Annotated in this window: 16 protein-coding genes and 1 tRNA gene; 6 read left to right on the forward strand and 11 right to left on the reverse strand. The window is 57.2% G+C overall.

What is annotated here, in order from left to right; translation table 11 throughout:
* The 11 genes from VGP75_RS00500 to iscR form a co-directional block, all read right to left on the reverse strand.
* Positions 1-809, reverse strand: an 809-nt coding sequence (locus VGP75_RS00500; RefSeq protein ID WP_327541779.1) for a hypothetical protein, incomplete at its 3' end; no start/stop codon positions are given.
* A gap of 794 nt (positions 810-1,603) precedes the next feature.
* A tRNA-Arg gene (locus VGP75_RS00505) sits at positions 1,604-1,680 on the reverse strand.
* 251 nt (positions 1,681-1,931) lie between these two features.
* On the reverse strand, positions 1,932-3,155 hold the full coding sequence (locus VGP75_RS00510) for a cysteine desulfurase (protein WP_327541780.1): 1,224 nt from the start codon (positions 3,153-3,155) through the stop codon (positions 1,932-1,934).
* Positions 3,152-3,748, reverse strand: a complete 597-nt coding sequence (locus VGP75_RS00515) for a YIP1 family protein (protein ID WP_327541781.1) — start codon at positions 3,746-3,748, stop codon at positions 3,152-3,154. The genes VGP75_RS00510 and VGP75_RS00515 overlap by 4 nt, the downstream gene beginning before the upstream one ends.
* On the reverse strand, positions 3,745-4,248 hold the full coding sequence (locus VGP75_RS00520; RefSeq protein ID WP_327541782.1) for a YIP1 family protein: 504 nt from the start codon (positions 4,246-4,248) through the stop codon (positions 3,745-3,747). Before VGP75_RS00520 ends, VGP75_RS00515 begins: the two co-directional genes overlap by 4 nt.
* Complete coding sequence (locus VGP75_RS00525; RefSeq protein WP_327541783.1) at positions 4,248-5,534, reverse strand: SufB/SufD family protein; 1,287 nt, start codon at positions 5,532-5,534, stop codon at positions 4,248-4,250. Before VGP75_RS00525 ends, VGP75_RS00520 begins: the two co-directional genes overlap by 1 nt.
* Positions 5,534-6,289, reverse strand: coding sequence for a Fe-S cluster assembly ATPase SufC (gene sufC, locus VGP75_RS00530; protein WP_327541784.1), 756 nt, complete (start codon positions 6,287-6,289; stop codon positions 5,534-5,536). Before sufC ends, VGP75_RS00525 begins: the two co-directional genes overlap by 1 nt.
* Positions 6,290-6,382: 93 nt before the next feature.
* The gene (locus VGP75_RS00535; RefSeq protein WP_327541785.1) at positions 6,383-6,892 is read right to left on the reverse strand and encodes a hypothetical protein; all 510 of its coding nucleotides are present in this window, start codon (positions 6,890-6,892) and stop codon (positions 6,383-6,385) included.
* A 114-nt stretch (positions 6,893-7,006) separates the two neighbouring features.
* Positions 7,007-8,530: a Fe-S cluster assembly protein SufB gene (sufB, locus tag VGP75_RS00540; protein WP_327541786.1), complete on the reverse strand. Its 1,524-nt coding sequence runs from the start codon at positions 8,528-8,530 to the stop codon at positions 7,007-7,009.
* A 12-nt stretch (positions 8,531-8,542) separates the two neighbouring features.
* Positions 8,543-9,574: a cysteine desulfurase family protein gene (locus VGP75_RS00545; protein ID WP_327541787.1), complete on the reverse strand. Its 1,032-nt coding sequence runs from the start codon at positions 9,572-9,574 to the stop codon at positions 8,543-8,545.
* A gap of 59 nt (positions 9,575-9,633) precedes the next feature.
* Positions 9,634-10,098, reverse strand: a complete 465-nt coding sequence (iscR, locus tag VGP75_RS00550; protein ID WP_055292933.1) for a Fe-S cluster assembly transcriptional regulator IscR — start codon at positions 10,096-10,098, stop codon at positions 9,634-9,636.
* A gap of 169 nt (positions 10,099-10,267) precedes the next feature.
* Here iscR and VGP75_RS00555 point away from each other — a divergent pair, with 169 nt between their 5' ends.
* From VGP75_RS00555 to VGP75_RS00580, 6 genes are all read left to right on the forward strand, one after another.
* On the forward strand, positions 10,268-10,921 hold the full coding sequence (locus tag VGP75_RS00555) for an alpha/beta hydrolase (RefSeq protein ID WP_055292934.1): 654 nt from the start codon (positions 10,268-10,270) through the stop codon (positions 10,919-10,921).
* Positions 10,922-10,923: 2 nt separating this feature from the next.
* Positions 10,924-11,382 carry a hypothetical protein gene (locus VGP75_RS00560; RefSeq protein ID WP_327541788.1) on the forward strand — a complete coding sequence of 153 codons (459 nt, stop codon included), beginning with the start codon at positions 10,924-10,926 and terminating at the stop codon, positions 11,380-11,382.
* Between the two features lie 8 nt (positions 11,383-11,390).
* Complete coding sequence (locus VGP75_RS00565) at positions 11,391-11,972, forward strand: HD domain-containing protein (RefSeq protein WP_327541789.1); 582 nt, start codon at positions 11,391-11,393, stop codon at positions 11,970-11,972.
* 92 nt (positions 11,973-12,064) lie between these two features.
* A complete protein-coding gene (locus tag VGP75_RS00570) occupies positions 12,065-14,161 on the forward strand; it encodes a DEAD/DEAH box helicase (RefSeq protein WP_327541790.1) in 2,097 nt (698 codons plus the stop codon).
* Positions 14,162-14,513: 352 nt separating this feature from the next.
* Positions 14,514-14,846: a TfoX/Sxy family protein gene (locus VGP75_RS00575; RefSeq protein ID WP_327541791.1), complete on the forward strand. Its 333-nt coding sequence runs from the start codon at positions 14,514-14,516 to the stop codon at positions 14,844-14,846.
* An 83-nt stretch (positions 14,847-14,929) separates the two neighbouring features.
* A partial coding sequence (locus VGP75_RS00580) for an MFS transporter (RefSeq protein WP_327541792.1) occupies positions 14,930-15,648 on the forward strand: 719 nt, incomplete at its 3' end.

Consider the following 15,648-nt stretch of genomic DNA (forward strand, 5'->3'; position numbering starts at 1 on the left):
GGAGCCGTTGCGGACGGGTCTCGCGACATCACCTCTGCCATTCTGGTTTGATCTCGCTTGAGTTCAGCTCCGTTCAAGAGTCCAAGTGCTTCTTTCATCCCTGCGGCATATCCAGATCGGACCGTCACATCCTCGGGAAGATCAGGCGGGGGAGTAGATCGGTCGACTTGAATTGATTCCGGTGTAGTAAGCCACATGGGGCTATCACCAAACCCTGTTGGCACTACCGAGCTAAGGGTTGTCATCCCTACAGGTGACCCGGTCCGAGCGCCAGTTGTTCCGCCGGGTGATACAGGGACAGTTGGCGAGCTCAAATGAGCCTTAATTGCAGCATCAATCTTCCGCTTCGCAGCAACCTTGAATTGGTTCGCTGGGCGCAACTTGTAGCTGGTGGCATCGTACGCTCGGTCGATGTCCCTAATAAAGTCGCCAAAAATGACATTCCGATACCCAATCTGACTCATGTTGTCTTTCACAAAATCGAGACTTTTGAGAGCCGCAAACTTACTTACCCCCAGCGTTTCAGTGCCAGAGTAGGCCGCAGCGTCTTGCCAACGGACCGAACCAGCCGCGATATTGTCAACCTCATCTTTGGCAAAATCATATATCGCATCATCTGGGTCTACGTATGCCGTCGGCTTCGAAGCCAAATGGGACTCAAATCGGTCATAGGCATCCTCAAGAAGGTTGCCTCGGCTAGCCCCGGCCAAAGTTCCATCAGTAAATCTTTTGTGGTTAAAGCTGTGGAGGTGCTTTTCCTTCTCAACCGCTGTGTTCGCGACATCATACCATTCAGACAGATTTCTCAAATTACAGGGCCCTTGCAGATTTTTTTTATCAAATAGCTGACCAAGCTACATTGCAAGTCAAATGTTTTGTGCCAGCAATGGGTTCAAAATGGGTGTCCCAAGGCCAACGAGGATGGGCGTCGACCAACATCAAGCCGACCTTACACTCTCTAAATTTTTGATCCGCGTGGCGCAGGACGAATGACCAGATGCCGTTGCGGGGTTAGCCAGGCTCCCAAGGCCTTCCGTTTTCAGCACCCTTCGATTTGATCAAGCTCACCCAACCGCCAAACACACGACAGATCGCGCCAGAGGGCGATTTCACGTTGCACATATGTTGCACACGACTTCAATTAACCATTTGAATTTGATAGCAAACCCGTCCAATCCATCATTGGGCCGCCTCTCATTCCAACATATTGTTTTATAGTAGATATTCTTCATTTGGCAAAATGCTCGCGGCGAATATGACCACGCTATATTACGGCGCAGTGTGCCAGAATTTGCCCCTCTACGACGACACGTTGCACACACAGTGCACACGAAACTGTCGTCCGCCGCCATATCCCTGCTGTGCTTGCCGGAACCAGCAGCTGCGTCTTTCTCGATGCGATACTTGGCGAGATGAAAGAAGGCGATGCAAGCAGGAACGCTGGAGTCACACGCCTTCGACCAGGAGCACGCGCTAAAGATTCGATGGGTTATCGATACAGCTTCAGCTCACTGCCGCGATTGCACTGCTTACGCGAATTTCCCACGTAAGCACTAGGCCCACAAACGCGCGGAAGTGCAAGTTATTGATTTATATTGTTTTTTGGCGCACCCGAGAGGATTCGAACCTCTGGCCTCTGCCTTCGGAGGGCAGCGCTCTATCCAGCTGAGCTACGGGTGCATACCGTTCGCGAGATGCTTACGCCATGCTTACGCGAGAATTTCGTCGGCATGAAGAGCAAACCCGACATTCGCTCAAACCGTTGTTTAGTCACTTCTTTCTTCCAACACAACCAAGCATCACCAGCCTTGACTTCTGCCTTCGGAGGGCAGCGCTCTATCCAGCTGAGCTACGGGTGCTTATGGGTGTCTATAGCGACGGTGAATGTGGGTCGCAACGGCAAAGTCAGGTAAGGTGGATCAAGATCCACCTTACGCAAATAGATCGTGGCAAAGTTCCAGCGCGTCGATCAGCACATCCACCTCATCGGTGGTGTTATACATCCCAAAAGATGCCCGGCAGGTCGCGCCCACCCCCATGTGTTCCATCAACGGCATCGCGCAATGGGTGCCTGCGCGCACAGCAACACCTTTCTTGTCCAACACGGTCGAGATATCATGCGCATGCGCCGCACCTTCCAGCGTGAACGAGAAGATAGCGCCCTTGGTCGCGGATTGCCCCTGTACGCTGAGCCAGTTCAGGCCCCCCAAACGGTCGCGTGCATAGTCGCGCAAGCCACGCTCATGGGCGGCAATCGCGTCCATGCCTACGTCCATCATGTATTCCAGCGCCACGCCAAGCCCGATTGTCTGCACAATCCCCGGCGTGCCCGCTTCAAACTTCATCGGCGGATCATTCCATGTGACCGTATCGCGCGTCACATCGCGGATCATGTCACCGCCGCCCATGAAGGGGCGCATTTCGGCCATCCGTTCCTTGCGCACATAGATCGCGCCCGACCCTGACGGACCGTAGAGTTTATGGCCCGTCACCGCATAGAAATCACACCCGATGTCTGCCACATCCACCGGCATATGCACGGCGGCCTGGCTGCCATCCACCAGCACAGGCACGCCTTTGGCATGGGCACCGGCGGTGATGGTTTTGACGTCAACGACAGTACCCAGCACGTTGGACATATGGGTGATTGCCACCAGCTTGGTCTTTGGACCGATCGCATCAATCACTTTCTGGGGGTCCAGATCGCCGTTGGCATCCACATCGACCCATTTGATCACCACACCCTGCCGTTCACGCAGGAAATGCCACGGCACGATATTGGCGTGGTGCTCCATGATCGACAGGACAATCTCATCGCCCGCCTCCATATGCGGCATGGCCCAGCCATAGGCCACCATATTGATGCCCTCGGTCGTGCCGGAATTGATGATGATATCATCTTCGGAAGGCGCGTTCAGAAAGCGCGCGATGATCCCGCGCACGCCTTCATAGCGCTCGGTCGACAGGTTGCTGAGGTAGTGCAAACCACGGTGCACGTTGGCGTATTCCTCGGCATAGCCGCGGGTGACCGCATCAATCACTACCTGCGGTTTCTGGGCCGATGCGCCATTGTCGAGATAGACCAGAGGCTTGTTGTTCACCTCACGCGACAAGATCGGAAAATCGGACCGGATTTTATTGATGTCATAGCTCATGCCATACCTCCTGTCGGACCTACGCCCAGAACAGCCAAAATGATGCCCGAGATCAGGGCGGTCCCGATCAGGGCCAGCACAATCGCACCCAGGGCTTTGCCGAGATTATCAAACCCGTGCAAGACGTTGATAAAATTCATGAAACACCAGATCAAAGCACCAAGCGTCAGCAAACCAAAGATCGACCCGATCGACGGGCTGACAAGGACCAGAGCGAACTGGATCGCCTCAAGCGTGAGACTGATCGCCTGAAACCAAACGACAATGGTCAAGGTCGCCTGCAAGCTGCCTTGGCCGCCGATCATCCGGCCTGCATAGAAAATGCCGTAGACAAACAGGACGAAAAAGATGCCGATGATCGCAAAGAAACCAAAGGGCGAAAGTGCAAAGCCTTGATCCTGCATCGCTTGCGGCATTGGCGTTATCAACTGCAACAACGCCACAAGGATCACATTCAGCACCGCGACAAGTGCCAGCCCTGTCCAAAGCGCCTGCACAGGTATGTCCATCGCAAGCGCTTTGCGTGCGCTCTCTGACGGGTCCATGATGCTGGTCCAGACCGCCCGCATCCAGGTTTGAAAATCAACTGTCATGATCTGCTTTCCGCCTCGCGCAAGCATTGTATCCAAACGATAACGAAAGCAATTGCCCCGATCGCACCCACAAGAACGGCCTGTGTGCCATGGCCGATCAGGCCGCGCACCAGACCGTAGAACAAAAACATCGGCGTGGTCGCCAGCATCGTCCAAAACAGCGCCAACCGCGCCCCGAACCATGTACCCTGCCCGCCCAGCACCTTTGCGACAAGATGCGACAGCGCCGCGATCCCATACATCATCAAAGGCAAGATGATCACCGACCCGAAGAAAGTATAGGTCATCATCCCTTCGAAATTCATATCTGGCGGAAACGGCGAGGGTTCAAACCCTTCCGCCACCCGACGCAAACGGGGCCATTGCGCGACAAAGATCAGAAAACAACTGACCATCAGATACATGATCGCCCGGTCTTCGCGCCGCCCTTGATCCAGCAGGTCACGCATCACGGCGCGCGGCCTGCGCCACGTCCGCACAATGTCGTTTGTGACAGGCATTACCGGTGCCGCGCCAGCCAGCCTTCAAGCCGGTCGCGCAAGTCTTCTGCCAGGGTCTCGTCCTCGATCTCCTCCAGCGCCTCGGCCAGGAACGACAGGGTCAAAAGATTGCGTGCCTCGTCATGTGGCACACCGCGCGAGCGCAGATAAAACAAGGCAGTTTCATCAATCGCACCCGAGGTGGAACCATGCGAACAGGCCACATCATCGGCGTAAATCTCAAGCTCCGGCTTGGCAAGGAACTGGCTGTCATCATCCAGCAAAAGCGACTGGCTGATCTGGTAGCCATCGGTCTTCTGCGCGCCTTCCTTGACCAAGATCTTTCCTTGGAACACGCCAGTCGCACCGTTGCGGAGCACCTTTTTGAACACCTGACGGCTTTCACCGTTCAGCGCGTCATGGGTGATGAAAACGGTGTCGTCATGATGGAAATCCTTGCCGTCACCGACACAGACCCCCGCCACATGGGCGACAGCATCATCGCCAACAAGCTCGAGCACACATTCGTTGCGCGTCAGCACCCCGTTGAAGGTAAGCGTGAAGGACTTGAAGACAGAATCCGCTGCAATCCTTGCAAAACAATGCGTTACAGCACGGCGTTCATGGTCACGCCCCTGCGCGCGGACGTGGTTGAATTTGCCGCCTTCGGCAACTTCCACTTCCAGCAGCTTGGAAAACCGCGCAGCAGCGGGGCCGGTTTCCAGCAAGGTCATCTCGGCACCCGCCTCGACCTTCACCACATTGTGCAGGATCGCGTCAGAGGCGGGGTCATTGTGCAGGTAGATCAAGTTTATGGGCTTTGTAGCCTTGCCTGTGACACGGATCACGACGCCATCGGTGGCAAGGGCCGTGTTCAGTGTCGCCAAAGGCCGCGCCACAGGTTTCTGACCGCGCGTTTCCAGAACACCATAGAGGTCCTTGGCCCAATGGATATCTGTTGCCATCGCATCAGAAAGCCGTTCGATCTCAAGACCTTCAGCCTCAAGATCGTCGGACGCCTCCGCATCAAACACACCGTCTACAAAAACGATTTTCACACGGTCAACCGTGTCAAAAAGCGGCGCTTCATCGCTGCCGAACAGCGCGGCCTCTGGCGCATCCACGGCAGTCAACGATGTCGGATCGGTATACTTCCAGTATTCGTCACGCTTGGTCGGCAGGCCCATCTGGCGCACACGCGCCAAAGCATCGGCCCGCGCGGCATTGCCCCACGCAGCCCCTTGCGGCAACGTAATATCGGCCAGGCGGGCCGCTGTTGTATCAATTTTCAACTGTGCCAGTGCCATTAGGCCACCTCGGACAGAATGTCTGCATAGCCGTTGTTTTCAACCTCAAGCGCCAGCTCGGGACCACCGGATTTGATGATCCGGCCATCGGCCATGATATGCACGATATCGGGCTTAATGTGATCCAGCAGACGCTGGTAGTGGGTAATCACAAGGAACGACCGCCCTTCCGAGCGCAGCGCGTTCACACCGTCTGCCACCAGTTTCATGGCATCCACGTCAAGGCCGGAATCAGTCTCGTCAAGGATGCACATCTTGGGTTCGAGCATCGCCATCTGCAGGATTTCATTGCGCTTTTTCTCACCACCGGAGAAGCCGACATTCACCGGACGCTTCAGCATTTCAGCGTCGATCTTCAGGCTCTTGGCTTTTTCGCGCACCTCTTTGAGGAAATCTGCGGCGCTCAACTCGTCCTCACCACGCGCTTTGCGCTGTGCGTTCACAGCCGTGCGCAGGAAGGTCATGTTGCCCACGCCAGGTATTTCCACAGGGTACTGGAACGCAAGGAAAAGACCACAAGCCGCCCGCTCTTCGGGTTCCATATCCAGCAAGTCCTGCCCCTCAAGCGTCGCTGATCCAGCCGTGACCTCATAGCCATCCTTGCCTGACAGCACATAGGACAGGGTCGATTTGCCAGACCCGTTTGGCCCCATGATCGCATGCACGGTTCCCGGTGCGACCGACAGGTCCACGCCTTTCAGGATCTGCTTGTCTTCTTCTTCCAGTTTGACCTCTAGGCCTTTGATTTCCAGCATTTTATTCTCCTGAAGATGAATGTGTTGCGCCAACGCGAATTACCCCGCGACGGACCAAGCCGCGCAGGGTTTTCGCATTGCGATAGAGTGGGTTTACAGGCCGAAAACGGTCCCGCGATACACAACAGAATGTTGTGTTGTGACGTCCATGATCTGATCCACGTATTCTGCGGTATAGATCATCGCCATGGGTTCGGGCCAGCGCCAGATCAGGTTGTGCCCTGCGGTCAGCATCACTGCGATACCCGCCACCTGCGCGAACCGCTCCACCACCTTGCGCCGGTCCAGCATGGCCGAAAACAGCACCATCGCCCAGAACGCGATGAACAGGTCCAGATAGAACACCACATCGCTTTGTTCGATCAGGCCGAAATAGCGGATTCGTATGACTTGCGCGAACAGCAACGCCAGCGCCCCGATGATCATCGAGACGATAAACTTGCCCAGAAACGATGGTTCCTGCGGCTTTGCGATCTTTTCGCGTGTGACGCGCTTGGGGATGTGCATCCCCAGGTCGGGGTCGTAGTACGACTTGTTGCGCGGGTTCTTGATGTTCTTCACACGCGCGTTGAAATCGTTGATATCGTACTTCCGCGTCGCCATAGGCCACTGCCCCACCAAAACATTTCTCAATGCTTAATGACAGTAAACTGGGGCAAGAAATGGGCCACAGCGTGACAAGGTCACGACAGTTATGTTGACGCAGGGGAAGCATATTTAGCCGACAGACCCTTCCAGCGAAATCGCGACCAGCGCCTGCGCTTCCATCGCGAATTCCATCGGCAGCGCTTGCAGCACTTCCTTACAGAACCCGTTCACGACCAGCGCGACCGCCTCTTCCTCATCCATGCCGCGCGAACGGCAATAGAAGAGCTGATCATCATCCACCTTGGATGTCGTCGCCTCATGTTCGACCCGGGACGAGTTATTCTTGACCTCGATATAGGGCACGGTGTGCGCACCGCATTTGTCGCCAATCAAAAGGCTGTCACACTGCGTGTAGTTGCGCGATTTCGTGGCCTTGGGATGCATCGACACCAGACCACGATAGGTGTTCTGCGCCTTGCCTGCAGAAATCCCCTTGGACACGATCCGCGACTTGGTATTTTTGCCAAGGTGGATCATCTTTGTGCCAGTATCGGCCTGCTGCATGTTGTTGGCAATCGCGATGGAATAGAACTCACCCTGACTGTCATCGCCGCGCAAGATGCAGCTTGGATATTTCCAGGTCACGGCTGAACCTGTTTCCACTTGGGTCCACATCACCTTTGACCGGTCGCCACGGCAATCGGCGCGCTTGGTCACAAAGTTGTAGATGCCGCCCACCCCGTTTTCATCACCGGGATACCAGTTCTGCACGGTGGAATATTTCACCTCTGCATCTTCCTCGACGATGATTTCCACGACAGCCGCGTGCAGCTGGGCCACATCGCGCTTGGGCGCTGTACAGCCTTCAAGGTAGGACACGTAAGAGCCCTTATCAGCGATAATCAGCGTACGCTCGAACTGTCCGGTATTCTCGGCATTGATGCGGAAATAGGTCGAAAGCTCCATCGGGCAGCGCACACCCGGTGGGATATACACAAAGGAACCATCTGAAAACACAGCGGAATTCAGCGTGGCATAGAAATTGTCCGATGGCGGCACCACGGTGCCCAGATACTTCTTGACCAGCTCGGGGTGCTTTTCAATTGCCTCGGAGATCGAGCAGAAAATCACGCCCGCCTTTTCCAGCTCCTTCTGGAAAGTCGTACCCACCGATACAGAATCAAAAACCGCATCGACAGCCACCTTGCGGCCCTCGGCAGGGGCATCCTCGGCCCCTTCGACACCGGCCAGGATCATCTGCTCTTTCAGCGGGATGCCCAGCTTTTCGTATGTCGCCAAGAGCTTGGGATCGACGTCGTCCAAGGACTTGGGCTTTTCTTCCATGCTTTTCGGACGCGCGTAGTAATAGATGTCCTGAAAATCGATGTCAGGATAATTCACCATCGCCCATTTGGGCTCATCCATCTTTTCCCAGCGGGTGAAGGCCGACAAACGCCACTCGGTCATCCACTCGGGCTCTTTGTTTTTCGACGAAATCAGACGCACGATATCGGGGTTTACGCCTTTGGGGGCGTATTCCATCTCGATTTCGGTGTTCCAGCCGTATTTATAGTTGCCAGAGAGTTCCTTGACCGCATCCACGGTCTCCTGATCAACGCCTTCTTTGACCTCGACGGTATCCAAAGCTGTCATCTTTTCATCCTCTCAAGCGGCCCTGCGCCGCGCCCGTTTTTCGCTCCAGGCCTGCGCAAAGCGCAAAACCTCATCCTCAGTCGTTTCGATGCCCAGTGACACGCGGATTGCGCTTGATGCCACCTCATCGTCCAGTCCCAGCGCCTGCAGCACCCGGCTTGTCTTGACCTTGCCGCTCGAACAGGCAGAGCCCGCCGAAACAGCAAATCCAGCCAGATCCATCGCCATCACCTGCGTTTCACCCTTCCAGCCCGGAGAGGCAAAACAGCTTGTGTTCGGCAAACGCTGCGACCCTTTCCCGACAAAAATAGTGCTCTTTTCAGATGCCTCAATGGCTCTTTCTAGAATATTTCTAAGTTTGGCAACCCGCTCCCATTTTCCAGCCGCCAGATCGGCCTGTGCCGCGACTGCAGCAGCCCCCATTCCGGCAATCGCCACCACGTTTTCGGTGCCCGACCGACGGCCCATTTCCTGTCCGCCGCCCTTGATTTGTGCTGCGATATCCGTGCCTTGCGGGAAGATCAGCGCACCCACGCCTTTGGGGCCACCAAATTTATGCGCCGACAGGAACACCATCTGCACGCCGGACCACGAAAAGGCGAAAGGCACTTTGCCAAACCCTTGGGTGATGTCGCTGACTGCCAATCCCTGCGGCAAATCCTGCACAATGCCGGTTTCCGAATTGGCCAGTTGCACGCAGGATCCGGCAGGATCATCCACCTGCACTGCGCCATCCACAACGGCCAGACAAGGATCAACCCAGGCATGGACGGCGTCATGTTCAATCGGGGCAGCCTTCAACCCCCGCCCCGCCAAAGCCAGCGCCGCTGCCTCTGTCGCGCCTGATGTAAAGACCACATCCGCACCCGATGCGCCCACAGCCTCGGCAATCTGCTGACGCGCCGTTTCAACAACCCCTTTGGCCGCGCGCCCCTCGGCATGCACGGACGACGGATTGCCAACCACATCCATGGCCGCCAGCATCGCGGTACGCGCCTCGGCCCGCAACGGGGTTGTCGCATTATGATCCAGATAGGTTCTCATCTCATCATCTTGCCAAAAATACTCCGGGGGAGCGCGGAACGCGCGGGGGCAGCGCCCCCTTAAGTCTCTTCATCAACAACTTCGAACAACGCCGGTACAGCAGGGCAAGGGGCAAGCTCGTTGCTGACCACATCGGACAGGCGGGCCTGGTGCAGGAACACATAGACATGCGCGCTCAGCCCCTCCCACAAGCGGTTCGTCATGGATTGCGCACGCGATCCCGACGCCCCACCCGAGGCGCCCGCCCCTTTGTGCATCGCCGATACGGTTTCATCCACAGCACCCAGAATTTCGACCACGCGAATGTCCGACGCAGGCCGCGCAAGGCGGTACCCGCCCCCCGGTCCACGCACAGAATCAACCAGTCCCGCGCGGCGCAACTTGACAAAAAGCTGCTCCAGATAGGGCAGTGAAATGTCCTGCCGTTTGGAAATCTCGGTCAGATTGACCAGCGCATTTTCAGGCTGCAACGCCAAATCTGCCAAAGCAACCATCGCATAGCGGCCCTTCGTGCTTAATTTCATTGGCTTTCCCCAGATAAACAGGCGCAATTACATTGACGACGCAGGCTGGCGTCATTAGGTCACTTTGACCACGACAACATGGGCCCGCGCCCGAGTTTAGAATCTTTCTAAGGTGTCCGAGCATTTTCGTCAAGAATGTGAAGTCACCGACAGCAGCAACGGAAATACCATGCCCGAAGTCATTTTTCCTGGTCCAGAAGGTCGCCTTGAGGGGCGCTATCACCCGCAAAAAGACCGGGACGCGCCGATTGCGATTGTTCTTCACCCGCATCCGCAGTTTGGCGGAACAATGAACAACCGCGTCGTCTATAACCTGCACTATGCGTTCTACAACATGGGCTTTACGGTCCTGCGGTTCAACTTCCGCGGCGTCGGGCGGTCGCAGGGTGAATACGACCAAGGGGTTGGCGAGCTTTCGGATGCGGCCTCCGCGCTGGATTATCTGCAATCCATGAACAACAACGCAAAACATTGCTGGGTGGCGGGTTTCTCGTTCGGGGCATGGATCGGCATGCAGCTTTTGATGCGCCGCCCAGAGATTACGGGTTTCATCTCGGTCAGCCCCCCTGCGAATATGTATGACTTCAGCTTCCTCGCCCCCTGCCCGTCTTCGGGGCTTATCATCAACGGCTCGAACGACCGCGTGGCCCCGCCTGCGGATACGGTGAACCTTGTGAACAAATTGCACGAGCAAAAGGGTATCACTGTCACCCACGACGTGATGGAAGGTGCCGGGCACTTCTTTGAAGACCCTCACATGGACCCGATGATCGACACTGTGCGCACCTATGTGCGCCGCCGCTTGACAGAGAACACACGCTAACCATGGCCGATAGCTATCTCGAACGCGTTGCCGGTGAAATTGCCGACCTTGCCCTTGAAGATGCACGGGTCAACGGGGATGACAACATCGTCGATACCATCGGCGAAATCCTCGGTTCGTCGTCGCAAACCCTGCAAGAGGCGTTTCTGACGGCGGTGCGCGTCAGGCGCGCCGAAGCACGCGCGCGCAAACTTCTGGCGGAACGTGCGGGCAAACCGACGCGGGGTAAATCGCGGCTTCTAGCAGATGGCGACAAACCCCGTTCATCCTCGGAGTCGATCGCAATGGGCGGCGCCACAACGCAAACCCCTGCGAAAGAAGCACCGGCGGCACCGGAATCAGAAGAAGATGCCGCATTTGCGGATGTCCTGAACTCGCTTGATGAATTCCTTCAATCGGACGACGCCGATAATGACGCCCCGCAGCCGGGCATTCAGCCCTCGCGCCCCTCACGCGGCTAGATCCGGCGATGTCGCGTATTGATGCACAGCTGGCCTTTTTGATCGAGGCCGACAAACTCAAGACTGTGCTGCGCGGGACGACACTCTGCGATGGCGCGCGGCGCGAGAATTCCGGCGAACATAGCTGGCACATCGCACTTTACGCACTTGTCATGTCAGAACACGCCAATCGCCCCGTGAATATCGACCGCGTCATCAAAATGCTCCTCATCCATGATCTTGTGGAAATCGACGCAGGCGATAACCCCATTCACGGCAACCATGATCCCATCGCACTGGAAGCGATTGAAAAAGCAGCCGCTGACCGTCTTTTTGGCCTGCTCCCCGCAGATCAGGGCCGCAGCTTCCGTGCACTTTGGGACGAATTCGAAGCGGCTGAAACCGACGACGCCATCTTTGCCAAATCCATTGACCGTGTGCAGCCTGTGATCGCCAATCTGGAATCCGGTGGCGGCACATGGCCTGAATTCAACGTCACCGCAGCACAACTGCAATCCCGCGTCGGTGTGAAGGTTGAAAAAGGCGCACCTGCAATCTGGTCTGCCCTTGAGGCGCGCATTAATGCGTGGTTTGCCCAACACACAGGCTGATGCACAGAGGCCGCAATGGCCGATTTCCCCCTATACAAACAACCAACACAGGCGTAGGGCGCAGGTCTAACGCCCATGAAAGCACTTTTTATATGATCACGACCCTCGCCGACGCCCTTGCCAAACAGGGCTACACTGACCTTACCCCCGTACAGGAGGCTGTAACTGACGACGCACTCGTCGGTCAGGACCTTCTCGTGTCGGCGCAAACAGGGTCCGGTAAAACAGTCGGCTTCGGGCTTGCCATTGGCCCGACCATCCTGAACGACGAGGGCCAGTTCGGCCCGATGAGTGCGCCGCTGGCACTGATCATTGCGCCCACACGCGAACTGGCCTTGCAGGTCAAACGCGAATTGCAGTGGCTTTACGCCGGTGCCGGCGCGACGCTGGCGTCCTGTGTCGGTGGTATGGATTTCCGTGATGAACGCCGCCACCTGGAACGCGGCGCGCATATCGTTGTCGCCACACCCGGCCGTCTGCGCGACCATATCATGCGCGGCACGATTGATCTGTCCGAAATCAAGGCCATTGTGCTGGATGAAGCCGACGAGATGCTTGATCTGGGTTTCCGCGAAGACCTTGAATTCATTCTTGATCAGGCCCCCGCAACCCGCCGCACCCTGATGTTTTCAGCCACCGTGCCGCCGATGATTGCGACACTGGCCAAATCCTATCAGCGCGACGCCGTCCGGATTGCGACGACCAGCAAGGAAAGCCAGCACGCAGATATCGAATACCGCGCACTGACTGTTGCCAACCACGACATCGACGCGGCCATCGTCAACGTGCTTCGCTACTACGATGCGCCCAATTCCATCGTCTTCTGCAACACACGTGCGATGGTCACGCGCCTGACCACGCGCCTGTCGAACCGTGGCTTCTCGGTTGTGGCCCTCTCCGGTGAACTCACGCAATCCGAACGCTCAAACGCGCTGCAAGCCATGCGCGACGGACGCGCCAAGGTATGTGTGGCCACCGATGTAGCCGCACGGGGCATTGACCTGCCCAACCTCGAACTGGTCATCCACGCAGAACTGCCAACCAACGCCGAAACGCTGCTGCACCGCTCGGGCCGCACAGGCCGCGCGGGCCGCAAGGGGATTTCTGCGCTGATCGTACCTGCCAAGATGAAACGGCGCGGTGAAAACCTGCTGAAATGGGGCAAACTGACCGCAACTTGGGCGCTGCCGCCCTCCGCCGAAGAGGTTGCGGCCAAAGACGAAGAGCGTCTGCTGACCGATCCGGTCTGGTCCGAGGATTTCACCGAAGAAGAAATCACATTCGCAGCACGCCTGCTGGAACAGCACGCGCCTGAAAAAATCGCCGCCGCCTACCTGCGCCTTTATGCTGGCAAGCAATCAGCGCCGGAATTCATTTCCGAATACAAAGACGGCCCCGCCGCCAAGGAACGCGCCCCGCGCGAGGTGAAATCCTTTGGCCCCTCCAAATGGTTCAGCGTCGATATCGGCCGTGAAGGCAAGGCCGAGGCGCGTTGGCTCTTGCCGATGATCTGCAAGGCAGGCGGGATCACAAAGAATGAGATCGGCGCGATCCGTATTCAGGAAAATGAGACCTTCATCGAAATCTCGGCCCCCGCTGTGCCCGGTTTTCTGGACAGCGTCGGCAGCGATATGAAGCTGGAAAACCAGGCCACGTTGACCGCGCTGGATGGTGCCCCGCAACTGGGCGAGCGCGGTCCGCGCAAAACCAAGCGTGACTATGACGATGGCCCGAAACGCGCGCCCAAGCGTGATTTTGGCGACAAGCCCAAGCGTGATTATGGCGATAAACCCAAACGCCACGCCCCGCGCGATCAGGCCGCCCCGCCCCCATCGCAGCAAGATCACGTGCCTGCAATCCAACCGATCCCCGGTGCCGCGGACGACACCAAAGCACGTAAACCGCGCCATAAACCCGAGCGCCGCGACCACGGTGAGGCACTGACCGAGAAGCGCAGCAAACCACCCTACAAGGGCAAATCGGACGGCAAAAAACCGACCGGTAAAGGCAAACCGCCTTACAACGCCGACAGCAAGCCCCGCAAACCGGGTGCGGGCAAGCCAACCGGCAAACCCGCTGGCAATGCCAAGGATACATCCAGACGCTTTGTGCCGCCGGGCGGAAAAGCCAAGCCGCGCAAGGGCTTAGGCAAAGGCGGCGGCGCCGCTCCAAAGCGTGGGAAGTCTTAAAACCCGCACAATTGGTCACATTTATGTCACGCCAACCCCATCTTGTGGGCACAGCAGACTAGTCCAATGACCCCACCAGTCCTTATCATCAACCCCACGAGCAAGCTAAAGGACCAGCAAATGGCCACTGCAACACCAAAGACAACTTCACCCGCGCCTGCGCCAAAACCGGCACCGATGGCACCGCAGGCACAGGGCAAGCCGACAGCGCCCGTCTATACCGATTACGCGAGTATCTGACGGACCACCTGCGCCAATAGCCAGTGAGGCCACCACCAGACCGATTGTTCTCCCTGATCCGCCGTCTGGAACCTCACTGGCCCTTTTTTCGCAGCCTCGCTAATATCGCGACATGGCCGAGCTGACTTCAATCAAGAATATCGGACCGGCGTTTGCCGCGTCATTGAAAGCTGTGGGGATCACCACAGCCGAAGACTTGCGTACGCTTGGCGCAGATGCAGCCTACGCAAAGATGCTGGAAGGCGGGTCCCGCCCCCATTTCATCGGCTACTATGTGCTGCATATGGCGTTGCAAGGGCGGCCTTGGAATGATTGCAAAGGCGAAGAGAAAAAGGCGCTGCGCCGTCGGTTCGACCAGATCAAAGCGGGCAGTTTTGATCAGGACCGCTCCGAGCTGGAACGCATTTTGAACCAGATTGGCGTGGTTGCAGTGTTCAAGGATTAACATCCAGCCCCCTACTTTCCCCTCGCGCGTTCCGGTCGTCCTGCTACTGTGCGGCGATAACCCAAGTAAGTCAGAGGCCGAGAATGTCGCGGATGATGGTCTTCGCTCTCTATTTTTCGGCAATCTTCCTGCAAGCGGGGGCTTACGGGCTGACCTTTATGTTGCCGCGCCTGTTTGACAGTTTCGGGGCCAACGAAAAAGTGGTTGGCGCGATGCTGGCGCTGACGGCGATTTCAACCATCGTGACGGTCTATTTTTCGGGGCATCTGTCCGATCTCTTCGGACGCCTGCGCACCTTGGGCGGGGCCTGTCTCGCGATAGCGCTGTCGCTCTACCTTTACGCCATCAGTGATACGGTCGGCATCGGCCTGATCAGCGCAAGCCTGCTCTTGGGCTTAGGCTGGGGGCTGACCTACTCGCTAGGCCCCATCGTGCTGACACGGCTGGTGGCGGCAGATGAGCGAACCCGCTATTTTACCTTGCTGTCGCTCTTTGTGATGGCCGGTTTCGGCCTTGCACCCGTTCTTGCCGCCGCACTTGAGGGCGCAGGCTATTCCGTGCGTGATGCCTTCACGCTCACGGCCATCGCCTGCCTTGTCAGCGCGGCGCTGTTCTTTGGCCTCAACAGGGCCGTCAAAACCCATGCGGTCACGCCCATTGCCGAGGTCCCCTCGCGCATCACCTTGGCGGCCCTGCGCGGTGTGGCGCTTTCGCCTGCGCGCTTGCCCGTTGCAATGGTCTGTCTGGGGGCCAGCGTCTTTGCAGGTATGGCCAATTTCCAGACCGTTTTCGCCGATGCGCG

Origin of the sequence: Yoonia sp. (genome assembly GCF_036007805.1) — a bacterium.
Classification (GTDB): domain Bacteria; phylum Pseudomonadota; class Alphaproteobacteria; order Rhodobacterales; family Rhodobacteraceae; genus Yoonia.

What these genes read in the sequence shown, in the direction of transcription:
- VGP75_RS00545 (WP_327541787.1), bottom strand. Translation starts at nt 9,574, where the DNA reads ATGAGAACCTATCTGGATCATAATGCGACAACCCCGTTGCGGGCCGAG.
- VGP75_RS00510 (WP_327541780.1), bottom strand. Translation starts at nt 3,155, where the DNA reads ATGAGCTATGACATCAATAAAATCCGGTCCGATTTTCCGATCTTGTCG.
- sufB (WP_327541786.1), bottom strand. Translation starts at nt 8,530, where the DNA reads ATGACAGCTTTGGATACCGTCGAGGTCAAAGAAGGCGTTGATCAGGAG.
- VGP75_RS00575 (WP_327541791.1), top strand. Translation starts at nt 14,514, where the DNA reads ATGGCCGAGCTGACTTCAATCAAGAATATCGGACCGGCGTTTGCCGCG.
- VGP75_RS00515 (WP_327541781.1), bottom strand. Translation starts at nt 3,748, where the DNA reads ATGACAGTTGATTTTCAAACCTGGATGCGGGCGGTCTGGACCAGCATC.
- VGP75_RS00555 (WP_055292934.1), top strand. Translation starts at nt 10,268, where the DNA reads ATGCCCGAAGTCATTTTTCCTGGTCCAGAAGGTCGCCTTGAGGGGCGC.
- sufC (WP_327541784.1), bottom strand. Translation starts at nt 6,289, where the DNA reads ATGCTGGAAATCAAAGGCCTAGAGGTCAAACTGGAAGAAGAAGACAAG.
- iscR (WP_055292933.1), bottom strand. Translation starts at nt 10,098, where the DNA reads ATGAAATTAAGCACGAAGGGCCGCTATGCGATGGTTGCTTTGGCAGAT.
- VGP75_RS00570 (WP_327541790.1), top strand. Translation starts at nt 12,065, where the DNA reads ATGATCACGACCCTCGCCGACGCCCTTGCCAAACAGGGCTACACTGAC.
- VGP75_RS00565 (WP_327541789.1), top strand. Translation starts at nt 11,391, where the DNA reads ATGTCGCGTATTGATGCACAGCTGGCCTTTTTGATCGAGGCCGACAAA.
- VGP75_RS00520 (WP_327541782.1), bottom strand. Translation starts at nt 4,248, where the DNA reads ATGCCTGTCACAAACGACATTGTGCGGACGTGGCGCAGGCCGCGCGCC.
- VGP75_RS00525 (WP_327541783.1), bottom strand. Translation starts at nt 5,534, where the DNA reads ATGGCACTGGCACAGTTGAAAATTGATACAACAGCGGCCCGCCTGGCC.
- VGP75_RS00535 (WP_327541785.1), bottom strand. Translation starts at nt 6,892, where the DNA reads ATGGCGACGCGGAAGTACGATATCAACGATTTCAACGCGCGTGTGAAG.
- VGP75_RS00560 (WP_327541788.1), top strand. Translation starts at nt 10,924, where the DNA reads ATGGCCGATAGCTATCTCGAACGCGTTGCCGGTGAAATTGCCGACCTT.